Origin of the sequence: Mycobacterium sp., assembly GCF_035697385.1 — a bacterium.
In the GTDB taxonomy this organism is placed as follows: domain Bacteria; phylum Actinomycetota; class Actinomycetes; order Mycobacteriales; family Mycobacteriaceae; genus Mycobacterium.
Genome location: NZ_DASSCY010000201.1, coordinates 11,713 through 29,334, shown reverse-complemented (window position 1 = coordinate 29,334; position 17,622 = coordinate 11,713). Strand labels below are relative to the sequence as shown.

Annotated in this window: 18 protein-coding genes; 10 read left to right on the top strand and 8 right to left on the bottom strand. The window is 66.2% G+C overall.

The window, feature by feature from the left end:
* Nucleotide 1 precedes the first annotated feature (1 nt).
* Nucleotides 2–904: an alpha/beta fold hydrolase gene (locus VFH65_RS16450; RefSeq protein ID WP_353322852.1), complete on the top strand. Its 903-nt coding sequence runs from the start codon at nt 2–4 to the stop codon at nt 902–904.
* Between the two features lie 15 nt (nt 905–919).
* Here the strand turns inward: VFH65_RS16450 and VFH65_RS16445 are convergent, their stop codons facing one another.
* Nucleotides 920–1,723: an SDR family NAD(P)-dependent oxidoreductase gene (locus VFH65_RS16445; RefSeq protein ID WP_353322851.1), complete on the bottom strand. Its 804-nt coding sequence runs from the start codon at nt 1,721–1,723 to the stop codon at nt 920–922.
* Between the two features lie 24 nt (nt 1,724–1,747).
* Between VFH65_RS16445 and VFH65_RS16440 the strand changes: the two genes are divergently transcribed.
* Nucleotides 1,748–3,007, top strand: coding sequence for a DUF1298 domain-containing protein (locus tag VFH65_RS16440; RefSeq protein ID WP_353322849.1), 1,260 nt, complete (start codon nt 1,748–1,750; stop codon nt 3,005–3,007).
* On the opposite strand, the gene VFH65_RS16435 is transcribed toward VFH65_RS16440, so the two are convergent.
* The gene (locus tag VFH65_RS16435; RefSeq protein WP_353322848.1) at nt 3,000–3,593 is read right to left on the bottom strand and encodes a QsdR family transcriptional regulator; all 594 of its coding nucleotides are present in this window, start codon (nt 3,591–3,593) and stop codon (nt 3,000–3,002) included. The two genes, VFH65_RS16440 and VFH65_RS16435, sit on opposite strands and share 8 nt — an antisense overlap.
* Nucleotides 3,594–3,642: 49 nt before the next feature.
* Between VFH65_RS16435 and VFH65_RS16430 the strand changes: the two genes are divergently transcribed.
* The gene (locus VFH65_RS16430) at nt 3,643–4,923 is read left to right on the top strand and encodes a saccharopine dehydrogenase family protein (RefSeq protein WP_353322847.1); all 1,281 of its coding nucleotides are present in this window, start codon (nt 3,643–3,645) and stop codon (nt 4,921–4,923) included.
* Here the strand turns inward: VFH65_RS16430 and VFH65_RS16425 are convergent.
* The gene (locus VFH65_RS16425) at nt 4,865–5,470 is read right to left on the bottom strand and encodes a TetR/AcrR family transcriptional regulator (protein ID WP_353322846.1); all 606 of its coding nucleotides are present in this window, start codon (nt 5,468–5,470) and stop codon (nt 4,865–4,867) included. The genes VFH65_RS16430 and VFH65_RS16425 overlap by 59 nt on opposite strands.
* Nucleotides 5,471–5,495: 25 nt before the next feature.
* Here VFH65_RS16425 and VFH65_RS16420 point away from each other — a divergent pair, with 25 nt between their 5' ends.
* Nucleotides 5,496–6,260, top strand: a complete 765-nt coding sequence (locus VFH65_RS16420; protein WP_353322845.1) for an SDR family NAD(P)-dependent oxidoreductase — start codon at nt 5,496–5,498, stop codon at nt 6,258–6,260.
* Nucleotides 6,261–6,282: 22 nt separating this feature from the next.
* The gene (locus VFH65_RS16415) at nt 6,283–6,804 is read left to right on the top strand and encodes a DoxX family protein (protein ID WP_353322843.1); all 522 of its coding nucleotides are present in this window, start codon (nt 6,283–6,285) and stop codon (nt 6,802–6,804) included.
* Here VFH65_RS16415 and VFH65_RS16410 read toward each other — a convergent pair.
* Nucleotides 6,801–7,502 (bottom strand): alpha/beta fold hydrolase, encoded by a 702-nt coding sequence (locus tag VFH65_RS16410; RefSeq protein ID WP_353322842.1) that lies wholly within the window; start codon nt 7,500–7,502, stop codon nt 6,801–6,803. The genes VFH65_RS16415 and VFH65_RS16410 overlap by 4 nt on opposite strands.
* A gap of 82 nt (nt 7,503–7,584) precedes the next feature.
* Between VFH65_RS16410 and VFH65_RS16405 the strand changes: the two genes are divergently transcribed.
* Nucleotides 7,585–9,348 carry a DUF3556 domain-containing protein gene (locus tag VFH65_RS16405; protein ID WP_353322840.1) on the top strand — a complete coding sequence of 588 codons (1,764 nt, stop codon included), beginning with the start codon at nt 7,585–7,587 and terminating at the stop codon, nt 9,346–9,348.
* On the opposite strand, the gene VFH65_RS16400 is transcribed toward VFH65_RS16405, so the two are convergent.
* A complete protein-coding gene (locus VFH65_RS16400) occupies nt 9,323–10,114 on the bottom strand; it encodes a FadR/GntR family transcriptional regulator (protein WP_353322838.1) in 792 nt (263 codons plus the stop codon). The two genes, VFH65_RS16405 and VFH65_RS16400, sit on opposite strands and share 26 nt — an antisense overlap.
* A gap of 206 nt (nt 10,115–10,320) precedes the next feature.
* Here VFH65_RS16400 and VFH65_RS16395 point away from each other — a divergent pair, with 206 nt between their 5' ends.
* From VFH65_RS16395 to VFH65_RS16385, 3 genes are read left to right on the top strand one after another with little or no spacing between them, the layout of a single operon-like run.
* A complete protein-coding gene (locus tag VFH65_RS16395) occupies nt 10,321–11,478 on the top strand; it encodes a thiolase family protein (RefSeq protein ID WP_353322837.1) in 1,158 nt (385 codons plus the stop codon).
* A complete protein-coding gene (locus tag VFH65_RS16390; RefSeq protein ID WP_414688436.1) occupies nt 11,475–12,287 on the top strand; it encodes a crotonase/enoyl-CoA hydratase family protein in 813 nt (270 codons plus the stop codon). The genes VFH65_RS16395 and VFH65_RS16390 overlap by 4 nt, the downstream gene beginning before the upstream one ends.
* Nucleotides 12,287–13,429: an acyl-CoA dehydrogenase family protein gene (locus VFH65_RS16385; RefSeq protein WP_353322836.1), complete on the top strand. Its 1,143-nt coding sequence runs from the start codon at nt 12,287–12,289 to the stop codon at nt 13,427–13,429. The genes VFH65_RS16390 and VFH65_RS16385 overlap by 1 nt, the downstream gene beginning before the upstream one ends.
* A gap of 3 nt (nt 13,430–13,432) precedes the next feature.
* Here the strand turns inward: VFH65_RS16385 and VFH65_RS16380 are convergent, their stop codons facing one another.
* Together VFH65_RS16380 and VFH65_RS16375 are read right to left on the bottom strand one after the other, a co-directional pair.
* Nucleotides 13,433–14,158, bottom strand: a complete 726-nt coding sequence (locus tag VFH65_RS16380; protein WP_353322835.1) for a fasciclin domain-containing protein — start codon at nt 14,156–14,158, stop codon at nt 13,433–13,435.
* 91 nt (nt 14,159–14,249) lie between these two features.
* On the bottom strand, nt 14,250–15,527 hold the full coding sequence (locus VFH65_RS16375) for an MFS transporter (protein WP_353322834.1): 1,278 nt from the start codon (nt 15,525–15,527) through the stop codon (nt 14,250–14,252).
* Between the two features lie 82 nt (nt 15,528–15,609).
* Here VFH65_RS16375 and VFH65_RS16370 point away from each other — a divergent pair, with 82 nt between their 5' ends.
* Nucleotides 15,610–16,566: a GlxA family transcriptional regulator gene (locus VFH65_RS16370; protein WP_353322833.1), complete on the top strand. Its 957-nt coding sequence runs from the start codon at nt 15,610–15,612 to the stop codon at nt 16,564–16,566.
* A 101-nt stretch (nt 16,567–16,667) separates the two neighbouring features.
* Here VFH65_RS16370 and VFH65_RS16365 read toward each other — a convergent pair whose 3' ends face one another.
* The gene (locus VFH65_RS16365) at nt 16,668–17,588 is read right to left on the bottom strand and encodes an SDR family NAD(P)-dependent oxidoreductase (RefSeq protein ID WP_353322832.1); all 921 of its coding nucleotides are present in this window, start codon (nt 17,586–17,588) and stop codon (nt 16,668–16,670) included.
* Nucleotides 17,589–17,622 lie beyond the last annotated feature (34 nt).

Sequence of the window (17,622 nt, the reverse complement as noted above, 5' to 3'; positions counted from 1 at the left end):
CGTGGCCGAACCACAGTGGATTGACGTCGAGACCCCGTCCGGGCAGCTTCGGGCACTAACGTGGGGTGCTGCCGATTCACCGATCGCGTTGTGCCTCCACGGTTTTCCCGACACCGCCTATTCATGGCGAAAGGTCGCCCCGCGGCTGGTCGATGCCGGGTGGCGGGTGGTGGCGCCGTTCATGCGTGGCTACGTGCCGTCGTCGCTGCCGTCGGACGGCAGCTATCACGTCGGCGCCCTGATGGACGACGCGCTGCGAGTTCTCGACGCAGTCGGTCCGACAGGTCGTGATGTGATCATCGGCCATGACTGGGGTGCGATCACCGCTCCCGGCCTCGCGGCGATGCCCGACAGCCCGTTTGAGAAGGCGGTGGTGATGTCCGTCCCGTTGAGTGCGGCGTTTCGGCCGCTGGGCAAGGTACCGCAGCCGGGCAGGCTTGCCGCGCGGTTGCCCCGTCAGCTGCTCCGCAGCTGGTACATCATGTACTTCCAATTGCCTTGGCTGCCAGATCGTTCCGCGTCGTGGGTGGTGCCGCGACTGTGGCGGCAATGGTCGCCTGGGTACCGCGCCGAGGAGGATCTGCGTCACGTCGATGCGGCTATCGGCGCACCCGAGCGGTGGCGCGCCGCGCTCGGCTACTACCGCGCCACGATCCGGAACAGCCGGCCGCCCAGCCAGTACGCAGAATTGCACGAGCACTGGCTGTCGGCGCCCAGATTGCCGACGCTGTATCTGCACGGGGCAGACGATGGGTGTTCAGGCGACTACACGCCGTGGATACAGAGGGTGCTGCCCGAAGGAAGCGAACTCGCAATCGTCGAGAGCGCAGGGCACTTCCTGCAGCTTGAACAACCCGACGTCGTTGCGCGCCACATCGTCGACTTCGTCGGCCGCGCGGCCTAGCGTGCTCGCGCCGGCCTAGGACTGCTTGAGCCCTGGGTGGTTGCGGGCGATCAGCGGCAGCAGCAGCCGCCGCGGCGCGTGCCGGTAGATCGCCGCCGCGATCCGATTGGGCACTCCGGGCACGATCACGCCCTTGCCGGCAGCCAGGCCGTCGACCCCTGTCCGGGCCACGTCGTCGGCGTCGGCCCATAGGAACTGCGGCAGCGACTTCTCGGCTTCTTCGGTGGATATGCCCGCGGCTTCGCCGAACCCGGTGCGCACCGGCCCTGGGCACAGCGTGGCCGCCGTGACGCCGGTGCCACGAAGCTCTTGTCGCATCGCCTCGGTGTAGGACAGTACGAACGCCTTGGCGGCGCCGTAGGTGGCCTGCCCAGGCACAGGACCGAACGCGCCGACCGATGCGACGTTGAGCACGACGCCGCTGCCGCGCGCGACCATGCCGGGCACGAACCGGCTGCACAGGTCGACGACGGCGCTGACGTCGACCTCGATCAGCCTGAGTTCGGCCTCGGCATCCGAGCTGGCCACCGGGCCCAGATTCGACACGCCGGCGTTGTTGACCAGGATGTCCGTGGTGACGCCAAGGGCGGCCACCTGCGCCGGGAGGGCGGCCCGATCGGCAGCCCGCGACAGGTCGGCAGGTACGACATGCGCCACGCCATCCAGGGATGCAGCCAACTCGCGCAGCCGCTCGGCCCTTCGGGCGATCAACACCAATGGGTAACCGCGGCGGGCGAATTCGCGTGCGATCTGCTCGCCGATCCCGGAAGAGGCACCGGTGATGACCGCCGCCCCGTCTTTGTTCACAGGCGGGAGCATGGTCTCAGAGCCTAGCCTGATGGCATGCGCGAGCGCGGACTCTCTGCAGTCGATGCGCAGACGTTGTGGATGTCGGCGAAGATTCCCAACGACCAGTTCCTGTTGTACGGCTTCGCCGGCGTGCCGTCCGACTTCGAGACGGCGTTGGCGGAGATTCGTGACCAGGCGCGGGTGTCTCCGGAGCTCACACTGCGGGTTAAGGATCGCGGGCCTCTGACATATCCGGCGTGGGTGGCCGGTGAGATCACCGACGACCAGTTCGTGGTGCATGACTTGGCCGACCGGACCTGGGGCGGGTGTCTGGCCGCGGTAGCCCGGTTGGGGGAGAACCAACTCGACGCGCGGGCGATGACGTGGCGGCTACACGTCTTCACGCCGGTCGAGGGAGTGCCTGGCGGAGGCACCGGAACGGTCGTGGTGTTGCAGGCCATCCATGCGCTGGGCGACGGCATCCGGGTTTCGGCGCTGGCCGCCAAGCTGTTTGGTCGGCAAGGAAGGGTGCCCGCGGTGGCCTCGCCCCGACCGTTTCTTGGCGTGGCGCTGCCTTGGCGCAGCGTTCGAGCCGCCCGCATGCATCGGCAACTGGTCCGCGACACCGAGGCCGGAGTGGTTCCCCCGCAGGCGGATTTGCGTCCCGCGCTGCACACCAACACGCGTCCGACCGGGGTTCGTAGCGTCCGCACGATCCTCCGGCACCGCGATCAGCTGTCGGGACCGACGGTGACCGTTGCGGTGCTGGCCGCGGTATCGACGGCGCTATCGGCACATCTGCGCGAATTCGGCGACGACACGTCCACGCTTGGCGCCGAGGTGCCGATGGCGAAAAGCGGAGTTAGACAAGGACATAACCACTTCGGCAATGTCGGCATCGGCCTGTATCCGGATCTCGACTTCGATGAGCGGACGAGCCGCATCGCGGAGGACTTTGCGCAGCGCCGCCGTCGTGCCGCCCATCCGGGGATGTCCGCGGCGAGCCGGGCGTCCGCAGCCGTCCCGGCGCCGCTCCTGCGTTGGGGCGTAGCGCAATTCGACGCCGACGTGCGATCGCCGACGGTCATCGGCAACACAGTGGTCTCCAGCGTCAACCGCGGTGCAGCGGACTTGAACTTCGGTGAGGCGCCAGTTGTGCTGACGGCCGGGTATCCGGGCCTGTCACCGATGATGGGGCTCACGCACGGTGTGCACGGCATCGGCGGCACCATCGCGATCAGTGTCCATGCGGCGGAGTCGGCGATCGGCGATGTCGACGCGTATGTGGCGCGCCTGGACGCAGCGCTCAGCTAGGAAGGACCATCCGGAACAGCACGGCGGCCTGGTCTGGGTCGGCCTGCTCGCCGACGATGACCTCCTTGTACACGAACGATTCGCACAGCCGCACAATCAAATACGCGATATCGCGCGCGGGTAGCGGACTGCGCATCCGTCCCGCGGTGATCTCCTCAGTCAAGGCCCGTTCCCACCAATCCATGATGCGGGCCTGAACGCTGCCCTCCGCAGTGGTGAGTAGCCGCAGGGCGAATTCCGGTTCGGCGGCGAGCAACGCCTGCATGCCCGGATGCGCCATCAGTGACTGCACAATATGCGTCGCGAGATGGGCGATCCGTTCGCGACCGATCGCCTTGATGCGCGCGTCCTCGGCTTCCAGCGAGCGGATCGCCAGCGTCCCCATTACTTCGCCGAGCAGCGCGCCGCGGTTGCCGACCCAGCGATACAGCGTCACCCGGCTGACCCCGAGTTCTTCAGCCACCGAACTCATATCGACCCGTTCGCCGGCGAGGAATCGACGACGCGCTACGTGCAGCGCATCCAGCGGCGTCGGCCGGAGGTCGGTTCCGGCCAGCGCGCGAGCGAGCGGCGTCTCACGTGGCATTACATGTGATCCATTGTGTAAACTGATTGAAACATCTAGCTTAAGTGTAATGCACGGTCAGGCCGAACGCATGGACGTGGTGGTGTACGGCGCCAATGGCTACACCGCTCGTCAACTCCTGCGCTATCTCGCCGACCATCCCGCGCGCCCGACCTGGGCCGTCGCGGGTCGCCGATGGGCAGCACTGGACAACCTGAGCGAACGGCCGGCGCACATTCCAGTGATCGTCGCGTCGCTGGACGACGCGGCAGCGCTGCGCGCGATGACAGAGCGAACCCGGGTGGTGCTCAACTTGGCAGGGCCTTATCGCCCGCATGCCGAAGCATTGGTGGCGGCATGCATCGACACCGGCACGCACTACGCGGACCTCTCTGGTGAGATCGGACTCACGGGCGAGTTGCAGGGTCGCCATCATGAAGAGGCGACGGCGAAGGGCGTCACCGTGGTCCCGTCCTGCGGCTACGAGGCGGTGCCGTTCGACCTGCTCGTCAATGCACTTCACCAGCGGTTGCGCGCCGAGGGCTCCCGGCTTCAATCAGTCCACATCCAAACGGCTTTCACGTATCGGCGTCATCCGCTGCGGGTGGGTCTCGGCATGAGTGGCGGAACGATCGCGACCACAGTCGCGTTCGCAAGAGCCAAGGGGCTGACCGATCCGTTCGCGCTTGTCGCCAGTCGCGGTGACGGATCCGCAAACGCTATCGATCTGCGAGCCCGTCGCGATCCGGTCACCGGGGACTGGCTGCTGCCGCTGGCGCCTGCGCCCTTCGTCAACCCCGCGGTCATTCATCGGACTAACGAGCTTCTCGGCGGCGACGGCTATGCGTCGGGGTTCGTTTATCAGGAGGCGTTCAACGCGACCCGGACTCTCGACGGAATGCCGGGCGCTGCGCGACTGATGGCACACGGTTTCTCCGCGATGATGCGCAGCATTGTCGCGCTGTCCGAAGGCAGGGGCGGACGTGGCGATCGGTTCCGTCTCGCGGCGATGCAGCGTATGGGGCCAACGGCGGGGCGAGGCCCCAACGAAGCCACGCTGGACATGCTCGGCTACCGACTGCATGCGCTCGCGGTCTCCGAGGCCGGACATTCGCTGACCGCCCGACTCGATGCCGACGGGAATGCGGGCTACCGGTCGACGCCGAACATCCTCGCCGAAGCCGGCCTGGCGCTTGCGGCGGGAAGCGGCCGCGCCGGTGTCGTCACCCCGACGATTGCGCTTGGGTCGGAGTTTCTGGACCGGCTCCGTCGTGCGGGCATCACCTACTCGATCAGTGCCGCCAGCGCAGCGACGCGATCCCGACGTCGAGCGCCGCTTCCAGATAGCTGAGGTCACCGGTGGCGAGCATCACGCCAACTCCGCCCTGGATGCCTGCGAGTAGTGCAGCGGCGACCCGCTCCGCATCTAGCCGCTCGGCGACCTTGCCCTGCGATTGCATGTGCCGCACGCCTGCGGCGATCTCGTTGTGCCACCTGCGCATCAATGCGGACGTGACCGCCTGGGCGCCGGGCGTTGTGCGGCCGATCTCCGACATCAGCACCGCTAGCGGGCAGTGCTGGCCTTGGCGCCGGTAGCGGTCTACCACTGTGTCGCGCCACCGCTGCCACGCCGCCCATGACGTCAGCGCGCCCAGATGAGGCTGCTGATCGTCAAGCACCGATTGCGCTTCCTGCTCGGCGACCGCGAGCAGCAGCTGGTCCTTGCCGTCAGGGAAGTAATGGAACAGCTGGCTCTTCGACGTGTGGGTGCGTGCTCGAATGTCGTCCAGCGTCGTCGCGGAAATACCACGGTCGCGGATCTCTGCCGCCGCGCCCTCGATGATCCGCTGCCGCGTCGCCTGCCCCTTCGCGGTCAACGTCTGGACTTGCCGGTCCATTTTTAGAAGCGGAGCATATGGACTCATGAGTCCAAAGAGTACGCGGCTGACAGGCCGCACAGCACTTGTCACCGGTTCGACAGGCGGTCTCGGCGTGGCCATCGCTTCCGCGTTGGCCGGTGAAGGAGCATTCGTCGTCGTCAGTGGTCGCGATAAGCAACGGGGCGATGCCGTCGTCGCGGGCATCCGATCCGAAGGGGGCCGCGCCGAGTTCGTCGCCGCCGATATCGGCGCAGGAGGAGTAGAGGTTCGTCGCCTTGCCGAGCAGGCCGCCGCCGCTGCGGGCGGGCACATCGACATCCTGGTCAACAACGCGGCGATGCTGCTGATGCCGACGCCGACCGCTGACATCTCCGAGCAACTGCTGCGTGATGCGTTCGCGGTCAACGTGTTCGCGCCGTTCCTGCTGACCGGGGCGCTCGCTCCGGCGATGGTGCAGCGGGGTGAGGGCGCGATCGTGAACATCGGGTCGATCACCGGGCTGCGCGGCGGCGACGGGTCCGCCGTCTACAGCTCCAACAAGGCGGCGATTCATTCGTTGACCCAGTCGTGGGCCGCGGAGTACGGGCCGTTCGGAGTGCGGGTCAACGCCGTCGCCCCGGGGCCGATCGCCACAGAACGCCAGGAGCAGTTCGCCGACCACGTCGCGCCCGTGCTCGCGCGCATCCCGTCGCGGCGGATGAGCACCCCGGCCGAGGTCGCCGCCGCGGTGGTGTTCCTGGCCAGTGACGACGCCGCGAACATTCACGGCGCCATCCTCAGCGTGGACGGGGGCTGGGCGGCGGCTTAACACATGGCCTAGATTCTGTTGCATGACTGCCTACGACGTCGGAGTGCTGATCCTGCGGGTGGCGCTGGGTCTGACCATGGCCGCCCACGGTTACAACAAGTTCTTCGGGCCGGGGGGCCTCAAGGGCACCGCGGGCTGGTTCGACAGCATGGGGATGAAGCCGGGCATGTTCCACGCGAGGATCGCGGCGACAACAGAGATGTCGGCGGGCATTGGCCTGGCGCTCGGGTTGCTCACCCCGGTCCCCGCCGCCGGTTTCGTCGCCCTGATGCTCGTCGCCGCCTGGACTGTGCACCGGCCCAACGGCTTCTTCATCGTCAAGGAGGGCTGGGAGTACAACTTGGTGCTCGCGGTGTCCGCCGTCGCGGTGGCGACCATCGGTGCGGGCAAGCTCAGCCTGGACTACGTGCTCTTCGGTACCACCGGCCTTTACGAATTCCTCCACGGCTGGTGGGGTCTGCTGATCTCGGCCGGCCTGGGCCTGGCCGGCGGCATCGGCCAGCTGGCCATCTTCTATCGGCCACCGGCCAAGGCCGACGCCTAGTTCGCCAGGCCGAGCAGAACATCGGCAAGCACCGATGGCCGTGAGTAGAACGGCGAGTGGTCTCCCGGAAGCTCGATGAGCTCTGCGCAGATCCGCTCGCGAGCCGTTCGCCTCGACCATTCGGGGCGCAGGATCTGATCCTCGCCGCACACGATGGATGTCGTTTCCACAGCGGGGAATTCGGCGAGTGAGAACGGCTGCAGCGCTGGAAATCCCGACTGCGGCCGGAGACGGTCAAGGGCGGCCTTGATGGTCGGCTCGTCGCAATCGCCGTAGAACATCGTTCGGGCAATATGGAGATCCGCCCACATCTGCCGTAGCTGCTCGTCCGGCACGCTCAGCCCGTCCAGATACGCCGGGTTCAGCATCTCCATTTCGTCGCCCAATTGATCGGCCACGCTGCGGCCGATGTCCGGGACGATCGCGCACAGGTACACCAGATGGCGGACCGGGCGGCGGGCCGCCACCAGCGGCACGGTGTTTCCGCCGAAGGAGTGTCCGACCAGCACGACATCGTCGTCACATCCGGTGAGCGCCGCGCACACCACGTCGGCGTAGGTGTCGAAACTGGCCGTTCCGTCGTCGCTCGGCAGATCCATCGTCACCACGTCATGACCGGCTTGCTGCAGGAACGGGGTCAACCGCTCCCAACACCACGCGCCATGCCATCCGCCGTGTACCAGGGCAAAGGTGGTCATTCCGGTAAGGCTAGGGCGACGACGGCGTCGGCATGCGGGAACTGATTCCCTTCGACTAGAACACGTTCTAGTCTTACTGGTCATGGGTTTTCTCAAGCAGGACGCACCCGTAGTCGACTACGAGCAGTGGAGCAAAGGCACTCGCGCGGAGAAGATCAAGCCGATGGCCCGGCACTGGGCCGAGGTGGGCTTCGGAACGCCCGTCGTGCTGCACCTGTTCTACGTCGTCAAGATCTTGCTCTACATCCTCGGCGGCTGGCTGTTCGCGCTGGCGACCACGGGCGTCGACGGTTTCACCGACGTCGGGCAGTGGTGGTCGGAGCCGATCGTGTTCCAGAAGGTCGTCCTCTACACAATGCTGTTCGAGGTGGTCGGCCTCGGATGTGGATTCGGCCCACTGAACAACCGCTTCTTCCCGCCGATGGGATCGCTCCTGTACTGGTTGCGGCCCAAGACCATTCGGCTGCCGCCGTGGCCGAACCGGATACCGCTGACCAAGGGCACCGAGCGCACGCCATTCGATGCCCTGCTGTACGGCGCACTGGTGGCGGTGCTGATCTGGGCCTTGTTCTCGGACGGCACCGGACCGATTCCGGCGCTGAACACCACCATCGGGGTGCTGCCGCTATGGCAGATCTGGGCGATCCTGGGCCTGCTCGCGGTGCTCGGCCTGCGCGACAAGGTGATTTTTCTGGCCGCCCGTGGCGAGGTCTACGCGTCGCTGACCGTCACGTTCTTGTTCACCGGCGTCGACATGATCATCGCCGCCAAGCTGGTGTGCCTGGTGATCTGGCTCGGTGCGGCGACCTCGAAACTCAACAAGCACTTTCCGTTCGTCATCTCGACGATGATGAGCAACAACCCGGTGTTCCGGCCGCGGTGGATCAAACGCAAGTTCTTCGAACGGTTTCCCGACGATCTGCGGCCGGGGCGGCTGTCGCGGATCCTCGCTCACTTCAGCACCGCGATCGAGGGGCTCGTCCCGCTGGTGTTGTTCTTCTCCCATGGCGGCTGGGCGACGGCGATCGCCGCATTCATCATGCTGTGCTTCCACTTCGGAATTCTGTCGTCGATACCGATGGGCGTGCCGCTGGAGTGGAACGTGTTCATGATGTTCTCCGTGCTGGCGCTGTTCGTCGGCCACTCCGGGCTTGGCCTCGGCGACCTGCAGAGCCCATGGCCGATTGTGTTGTTCGTCGTCGTCGCAGGCACGGTGATTGTCGGAAACCTGTTCCCGCGCAAGGTTTCCTTCCTCCCTGGAATGCGGTACTACGCCGGCAACTGGGACACCGGGTTGTGGTGCGTGAAGCCGTCGGCCGCAGAGAAGATCGAAAAGGGCGTCGTGTCAATTGCGAGCATGCCGCAGGCGCAGATGGAGCGGTACTACGGCAGCCCGGAAACCGCCCAGATGTACCTCTACATGGGATATGCGTTCCGCGCCTTCAACACTCACGGCCGTGCGATGTTCACGCTTGCGCACCGTGCGATGGCAGGACACAACGAGAGCGACTATGTCCTTACCGACGGCGAGCGGATCTGCAGCACCGCTATCGGCTGGAACTTCGGCGACGGCCACATGCACAACGAGCAGCTGATCGAGGCTCTGCAGGAGCGATGCCACTTCGAACCCGGCGAAGTTCGCGTACTACTTCTCGACGCGCAACCGATCCAGCGGCAGACCCAGCAATACCGGCTGGTCGACGCCGCCACCGGCGAATTCGAAAGGGGTTACGTGAAAGTCGCTGATATGGTGACGCGTCAGCCCTGGGACGACGATGTCCCCGTGCACGTGACGTGGCAGAAGGACAGCGACGGCGCGGTCAGCCCATCACGTCGCGGACCTTGACGGTCTCGAGTCCCTCCAGCATCAGGTTGCGTGCCACATCGAGGTGCTTGCGCCAATGGGCCTCCGCCCCGGCACCGTCGCCCGAGCGCAACAATTGCATCAGCCGCCGATAGGACCGCATCAGCTTCTCGTAGTCCGCCTTGGATACGGGCCGGCCCTTCTTGAACACGAATGCGGTGTGCCGCACCGTGATCTCGTGCAGCATGCCCGCGATGATCCCCAGCGTCGAGTTGCCGGACAGCTCAACCACCTTGCGGTGGAAGTCGCCGGTGGTTTCCGCAAGGCGGCCCGACTGCCAGCCGGCGGGTATGTGCTCCTGCAGCATCTTGTCGAGCTCGTCGAACGCCTCAGGGGTGCCGGATTCGGCCAGCAGCCGCACAGCCATGGGCTCAATGCCTGCGCGCGCCACCATGACGTCGGCGATCGTGGCGCCCGACAGCTCGAGCAATAGGCCTGCAGGGCGGGCGACGATCTCCGGCCCAGGCACCAGCACCCGGGCGCCGGTGCGCGAGCCACGCCGCACCTCGACGAGGCGCTCGGACTCCAGCACTCGAACGGCCTCGCGCAGTGTCGGCCGGCTGACGCCGAAGTGGGCCATCAGCTCGGCCTCGTTGGGCAGGAAGTCGCCATCCTTGAGCTGACCGTCGACCACCATGCGGCGCAGCGTGCCCGCGACGAGCTCGGCCGTCTTCGGGGACCGGACCGCCGCACTCGCGTTGATGGCATTCGGGCCCATCATCGGCGCCAGCGGTGTGCTTCGAGTCACTACCTCTCCCAATAACAACCTCATCGGCCTGCCGGCCTGTTATGCAACTCAGTAAACCATGTGGGAGGACGGCCGACCTGCTGATCGTAGTGCCCGCCGCAGTCTGAGACCTACCAACCAGTAGGTTGACCTAGTAAACCTTGTTCGTTTACGTTCGACAGTGGACCCGTCTGGGATAGCCCCACGCAACTTCGAAGGAGAATCCAATGGCTGAAGCGGTAATCGTCGAGGCGGTGCGATCGCCGGTTGGCAAGCGCAACGGCGGGCTGTCGGGTGTGCATCCCGGCGAGCTGTCCGCGCAGGTGCTCAACGGCCTCGTGGAGCGGGCCGGCGTTGACCCCGGCATCGTCGACGACGTCATCTGGGGCTGCGTCATGCAGGCAGGCGAGCAGGCGCTCGACATCGCCCGCACCGCGGTACTGGCCGCCGGCTGGCCGGAGAGCGTTCCTGGCGTGACCGTCGACCGGCAGTGCGGGTCGAGTCAGCAGTCAGTGCACTTCGCGGCGGCAGGCGTGGTGGCGGGCCACTACGACGTGGTGGTCGCCGGCGGAGTCGAGGTGATGTCGCGGGTGCCCATGGGTTCCTCGCTGGCCAACGGCGGCCATCCCTACCCCGAGGCGTTCCGCAATCGCTACACGCAGACCCCGAACCAGGGCATCGGCGCCGAGATGATCGCCGAGCAGTGGGGCTTCGACCGCACCGCGGTCGACGAGTTCTCGTTGGCTTCACACGACAAGGCCGCTGCCGCTCAGGATTCGGGCGCGTTCGACGACCAGATCGTGGCCATCAAGGAGCAGAAGGGCGGCTCTGAAAACAATGTAGTGCTCAAGGACGAGGGGATCCGCCGCGGCACCACCATCGAGAAGATGGCTCAGCTCAAGCCGGCGTTCAAGGAGGACGGCGTCATCCATGCCGGCAACTCGTCGCAGATCTCCGACGGGTCGGCCGCACTGCTGTTCATGTCGGCCGAGAAGGCGAAGTCGTTGGGGCTCAAGCCGATCGCCAAGGTGCACACCGCCACGCTTGCCGGCGCCGATCCGGTGATCATGCTGACCGCGCCGATCCCCGCAACCCAGAAGGTGCTGAAGCGCTCCGGGCTGCGGCTCGAGGACATCGGCGTGTTCGAGGTCAACGAGGCGTTCGCCCCTGTGCCGCTGGCCTGGCTGAAGGACATCGGTGCCGACGAGAAGAAGCTCAACCCGAACGGCGGGGCCATCGCGCTCGGCCATCCGCTTGGCGGGTCCGGTGCACGCATCATGACCACGATGCTATATCACATGCGGGACAAGGGAATTCAGTACGGTCTGCAGACCATGTGTGAGGGCGGCGGCCAGGCCAACGCCACCATCTTGGAGCTGTTGTGAATGAGGCGGTGACCGAAGCTCGGCTCGACTCTGCGGCGCTTGTTACGCGCCGCGGGTCCGTCATGGTCATCACCATCAACCGACCCGAGGCGCGCAACGCGGTCAACGCCGCGGTCAGCATTGCCGTTGGTGACGCGATGGCCGAAGCCCAGCAGGATCCCGATGTACGCGTCGTGGTGATCACCGGCTCCGGCGACAAATCCTTCTGCGCCGGAGCCGATCTCAAGGCACTGGCCAAGGGCGAGAACATCATGCACCCCGAACAACCCAAGTGGGGTTTCGGCGGCTACGTCCGCCACTTCATCGACAAGCCCACCATCGCCGCGGTGAACGGCACCGCTCTGGGCGGCGGCACTGAGCTCGCCTTGGCCAGTGATCTTGTCGTCGCGCGGGAGAGCGCGTCGTTCGGGTTGCCCGAAGTCAAGCGGGGTCTGATCGCTGCCGCCGGTGGGGCATTCCGCATCGCTGATCAGCTCCCACGCAAGGTGGCCATGGAGTTGCTGTTCACCGGCGAGCCGATGTCGACGGCCGACGCGCTGAAGTGGGGACTGATCAATGCGGTGGTTCCCGACGGCACCGAGTTGGACGCCGCGCTGGCGCTCGCCGACCGGATCACTGTAAATGCGCCGCTGGCCGTGCAGGCGAGCAAGCGCGTGGCCGTCGGTGTTGACGACGGCGTGATCACCGACGACGAGGCCGGCTGGTCACGCACCATGCGCGAGATCTCCACGCTGATCATGTCCGAGGACGCCAAGGAAGGACCGAGGGCGTTCGCCGAGAAGCGGCAGCCCGTCTGGAAGGCCCGCTAATGAAACGACTGGTATTCGAACCCGAGCACGAACAGTTGCGGGAAACCGCCAGGCAGTTCCTCGAGAAGGAATGCGCCCCGCACGTCGAGAAGTGGGAAGCGGAGCGACTCGTCGACCGCGAATCGTATGTCGCCGCAGGCAAATACGGCCTCATCGGGTTCAACATGCCTGAGGAGTTCGGCGGCGGGGGCGTCGACGACTTCCGCTTCAATGCCGTGATCGTCGAGGAGTTCTCGAAATTCGGCCCTGCCACTCCGGGCCTGAGCTTGCAGAACGACATCGTCGGCCCGTACTTCGCATCGCTATCCACCGAAGAGCAGAAGCAGCGGTGGCTTCCCGGCTACATCACCGGTGAACTCATCGGCGCCATCGCGATGACCGAACCGGGCGCAGGCAGCGACCTGGCCGGCATCAAGACCACCGCGGTGCGCGACGGCGACGACTGGATCCTCAACGGCTCCAAGACATTCATCTCCGCGGGCATCAACTGCGACCTCGTGATCGTCGTCGCCCGCACCGACCCCGAAGCCGGGCACAAGGGGTTCTCGCTGCTGGTCGTCGAACGCGGTATGGAGGGCTTCGAACGCGGCCGCAAGCTCGACAAGATGGGCCTGCACGCCGCCGACACCGCCGAACTTCACTTCGAGAACGTCCGGGTGCCGGGTAACAACCTGCTGGGCAAGGAAGGGCAGGGCTTCTATCACCTGATGCACAACCTGCCGTCCGAGCGCCTCTCCATTGCGATCGCCGCGGTCGCCGGTGCCCGCGAAACCTGGCGCGAGACATTGCAATACGTCAAGGACCGCAAGGCGTTCGGGCAGCCGATCGGCAGCTTCCAGCACAACCGGTTCCTGATGGCCGAGATGGACACCGAGCTCGAGATCGCCGAACAGTACGTCGACCGATGCCTGCGCGCAGTGGTCGACGGCGAGCTCACCGCGGTGCAGGCCTCCAAGGCCAAGTGGTGGTGCACCGAGCTCGGCAAGCGAGTCGTCGACAACTGCGTGCAGCTGCACGGTGGATACGGCTACATGAACGAGTACAAGGTCGCCCGCGACTACGTCGACGTACGCATCCAGACCATCTTCGGCGGCACGACCGAGATCATGAAGGAGATCATCGGCCGCGACCTAGGGCTGTAGGCCTCAGCCGATCGGCGCGTCCGCGGCAGGCGTCTCGGTCGGCGACGCCGTGGTCTCGGTGGTCGTCGTCGTGGTGGTGGTCGTCGTGCTTGACGTCGCCGACGGCGTGATCGGCTCGGGGCCGAGCGCCGGATCGAGGACCGTGTCGATCAAGTAGATCCGGGCGTTGGCGGCCTGGATCGCGCCGCATTGCACCTTGGCGGTGTCGTTGATCTTGATGTCGCCGCCCTTGCCCGTCACCTTGATCTCGGTGCCCTCCTGCGTGGGGCGCTGGCCCTTCACGTCGTCGACACCGAGCAGGCCGAGGAACACGTGGTAGTAGAGCAGCTTGGTCAGCGCCGCCGGATCCGCCTTCAGCGCATCGAGCTGTGGCAGCTCGGCGAATGCCTCGTTGGTCGGCGCGAACACCACGTACGGGCCGTTGTCGAGCATCGGCACCATGTTGACCGTGGGGTTCGCCTGGCCCGACGCCAGCGAGTTGAAGGTGGAAATGTCGGGGATGCTGGCCATTGCCTGCCCGACCGGCACGTTCGCCAGCGTCTTGTAATTGGGCAGCGATGTCCTGAACGCGTCGCAGCCGGGCCCCTGCAGATCGGGGTACGGATTCTCGATCGGCGTCGGTGTCGGCTCCGCGGGCTCGGCGTATGCGTTGATCGCCAGCGGGATCGACATTGCGATCGCGGCAACGCCCGCTACAGCGCCCATGGTCTTGCTGATGCGCGTCTTCAACTCCGGCTCCTCGGCTCGTCAGGTCCCCTCAACCCGCATCGCATGTTAAAGGCAGCCAATGCTCCACGGCAAAGTCACCATCTGGCCCGAATCACACTCCAGGCATGCTGACCTGCGCTTTTCGCACATTTGCGCAGAGCAGCGCGGCGACGAAGCAGAGGCCAGACGCGAGGTAGAACGCCGTGTCGTAGCCGCCCTGCAGGTCACGCAGCCAGCCGGCACCCGCGGCAGCGACGGCGGCGCCGAGCTGGTGCGACGCGAAGACCCAGCCGAACACGACCGGCGTCCGTGCGCCGAAGTAATTGCGGCACAACACGATGGTCGGCGGCACGGTGGCCACCCAGTCCAGGCCGTAGAAGATCACGAATACCCACGTGCTCGGTTCGGCCTGGGGCGATAGCAAAGAGGGCAGCAACAGCAGCGAGATGCCGCGCCCGGTGTAGTACACGACCAGCAGCAACCGCGGGTCGACACGGTCGGTGAGCCAGCCCGAGAACACCGTTCCTGCGACGTCGAGGATGCCGATGGTGGCCAGCAGCCCGGCGGCGACGGTGGTGGGCATGCCGTGGTCATTGGCGGCGGGAATGAAATGGGTGCCGATCAAACCGTTCGTGGTCATCCCGCAGATGGCGAAGCTGGCGGCCAGCAGCCAGAACGCCGGCACGCGAACACCCAGCAGCAGCCCGTCGAACGCCGCGCGGAAACTCGATGCGGGTACCACGGCCGGCTCGGCTGTCGTTGCGCCGTAGGGCGTTAAGCCCTTGTCCTGCGGGTAGTTTCGCATGAAGACCACCACCAGCGGCACCACGCCAAGCGCGGCTGCGGCGACGATCAGCGATGCCCATCGCCAGCCGTGCCTGGTGGTGACCTCGGCGACGACCGGCAGGAAGATCAACTGACCAGTCGCGCTCGCGGCCGTCAGCACGCCGGTGACCACGCCGCGGCGCGCCTCGAACCATCGCGTCGCGACGGTGGCGACGAATCCCATCGAGATGGAGCCGGTGCCGACACCGACCAGTACGCCCCACAACAGCACCAGCTGCCAGCTGGCCGTCATCGTCACGCTCAGCGCCGATCCGGTCGCGATCAGCATCAGCGCCGCCGACAGCACCGGACGCACCCTGAAGCGGTCCATCAACGCCGCTGCGAACGGTGCGGTCAGGCCGAACAGCGTCATGTTGACCGACATCGCCAACCCGACCACGCCGTGCGACCAGCCGAACTCGTGGTGCAGCGGGTTCATCATCACGCCGGGCACTGAGCGGAAACCCGCAGCGCCGAGGATCGCGATGAAACTGACGGCGGCCACCACCCACGCCCAGTGGATGCGGCCCAGGGGCGTGTTCTTCTCTGCGGCGGCCAACGTCACCGGATCACTGTCGCCGAAAGGTCCACGACCTGACCAGTGGCATGAATGACACTATTCGTCAAAAACATGCCAGAATGGCGGCATGCATCGCATCGCGGTATTGCTGCTGCCGCCGGTGGTGGGGTTCGACGCCACGATCGCGCCGACGCTGTTCTCCAATGCGACCGACGCCGGCGGCGATCCGCTCTACGAGGTGATTGCCTGCGCGCTGACGCGGGAACCGGTCGCGTCGACCACCGGCTTCGACATTGTGCCCGCGGCTGGTCCGGAGGCGCTGGCCACCGCGGACACGGTGGTCATCCCAGGGACGCGTTATGCGCCGGCTCGCGTCGACGGCGTTCTCACACCGGAGGCGACGGCGGCGTTCGCGACGATCCGGCCCGGCACGCGGATGGTGTCGATCTGCACCGGCGCCTTCGTGCTCGCCGCAGCTGGCCTGCTCGATGGGCGACCAGCCACCACGCATTGGAAATTCGCCGACACGTTGCGGCGGATGTTCCCCGAGGTGCGGGTCGACGAGAACGTGTTGTTCGTCGACGACGGCGATGTGCTGACCTCTGCGGGGCTGGCCGCGGGAATTGACTTGTGCCTGCACATCATTCGCTCCGATCACGGGGCACAGGTGGCCAACGCGGTGGCGAGGTATTGCGTGGTGCCCCCGTGGCGTGAAGGCGGTCAGGCCCAGTTCATCGACCGGCAGGTGCCCGAACCCGATGACTACTCCACCGCGGCAACCCGGGAATGGGCGTTGCGGCATCTCGACGAGGAACTGTCGGTGCAGCGATTGGCGCGGCACGCCAAGATGAGTGCCCGCACGTTCAACCGTCGATTCCGCGAGGAGACCGGTCAGTCACCGGGCGTCTGGGTACGGCGCCGTCGGATCGACAGGGCCCGTGAGTTGTTGGAGTCGCGCGATCTGCCCGTCGACGAGGTTGCCCGGCTCTCCGGCCTCGGCTCGGGCGGCAACCTGCGCCACCACTTGCGCCGCGGGGTTGGCATGTCGCCGTCGAGTTATCGCAAGACGTACCAAGGCGTTTGAGGCTCTGGGCTTTCGCCGAAATCGACGTTTTGCGGCGACCCACTCGCACTTTGGCCGTCTAACGTCGCTTTCGGCGTCACTAGAACTTCGAACCCGAATCCTCAGCCGTCGCACAAGCTTTCCGACAATTCCCAGAGCGCCATGGCGCGGTCAGTGTCTAGCGCGTACGGCGCGACGTTGTCACGGATCCGGCAGTCTGCGAGATACACGGATCCGACGTCCGCCAGTTCCTGGCTCACCGCCGCCCACACCTGGGTGGCCGCTCCGTGTTCGGGCATCGCGAAATCGCGGCGGACGTCGATCGTTTTCGTGCTGGGACCCGCCGGCGCGAGTTGGCTCAGGTTGTCGAAGTCATCGCGGGTCATGTGGCGAGCCAATGACGTTGCGACAACGCCTGGATGCACCGAATACGCCCTGACTCCGCTATCACGCAGCCGCCGGTCCAGCTCGACCATGTGCAGGACGTTGGCGGTCTTCGAGGCACCGTACGCGGCGAACTTGTCGTATTCGCGTCGTTCCCAATTGGGGTCGTCGAGATCCACGTCGGCCATCCGGTGACCCTCCGATGACAGGATCACAATCCGCGCTCCCTCGGCAGCGACGAGCTGCGGCGTGAGCAGTCGCGTGAGTTCGAAGTGGCCGAGATGGTTTGTGCCGAACTGTATTTCGAAGCCGTCGGACGTCCGGCCGAAGGGCGTGAACATCACGCCGGCATTGTTCATCAGTACATGGATGACGGGCGCGATGTCCTGAATCGCCGCCGCGGCCGCGCGCACGCTGACCAGCGAGGTCAGGTCGAGACGCACCGCCGAGGTCTTAGCCTCTGGCAGATCCTCACGCAGCCACTGCTGTGTCTCCTCGAGGGCCGCGGCATTGCGAGCCGCCAGCACGACGTGCGCCCCGGTCGCGGCCAGCGCGCGTGCGGCCTCGCGCCCGAGCCCAGCCGAGGCGCCGGTGACCACACAGGTCTTGCCGGTCAGGTCGACGCCGTCGACCACGTCGAGGGCGGTGGGTTTATCCATGAGCAATTGAGGAGCGTAGCCGAGCGGCAAACAA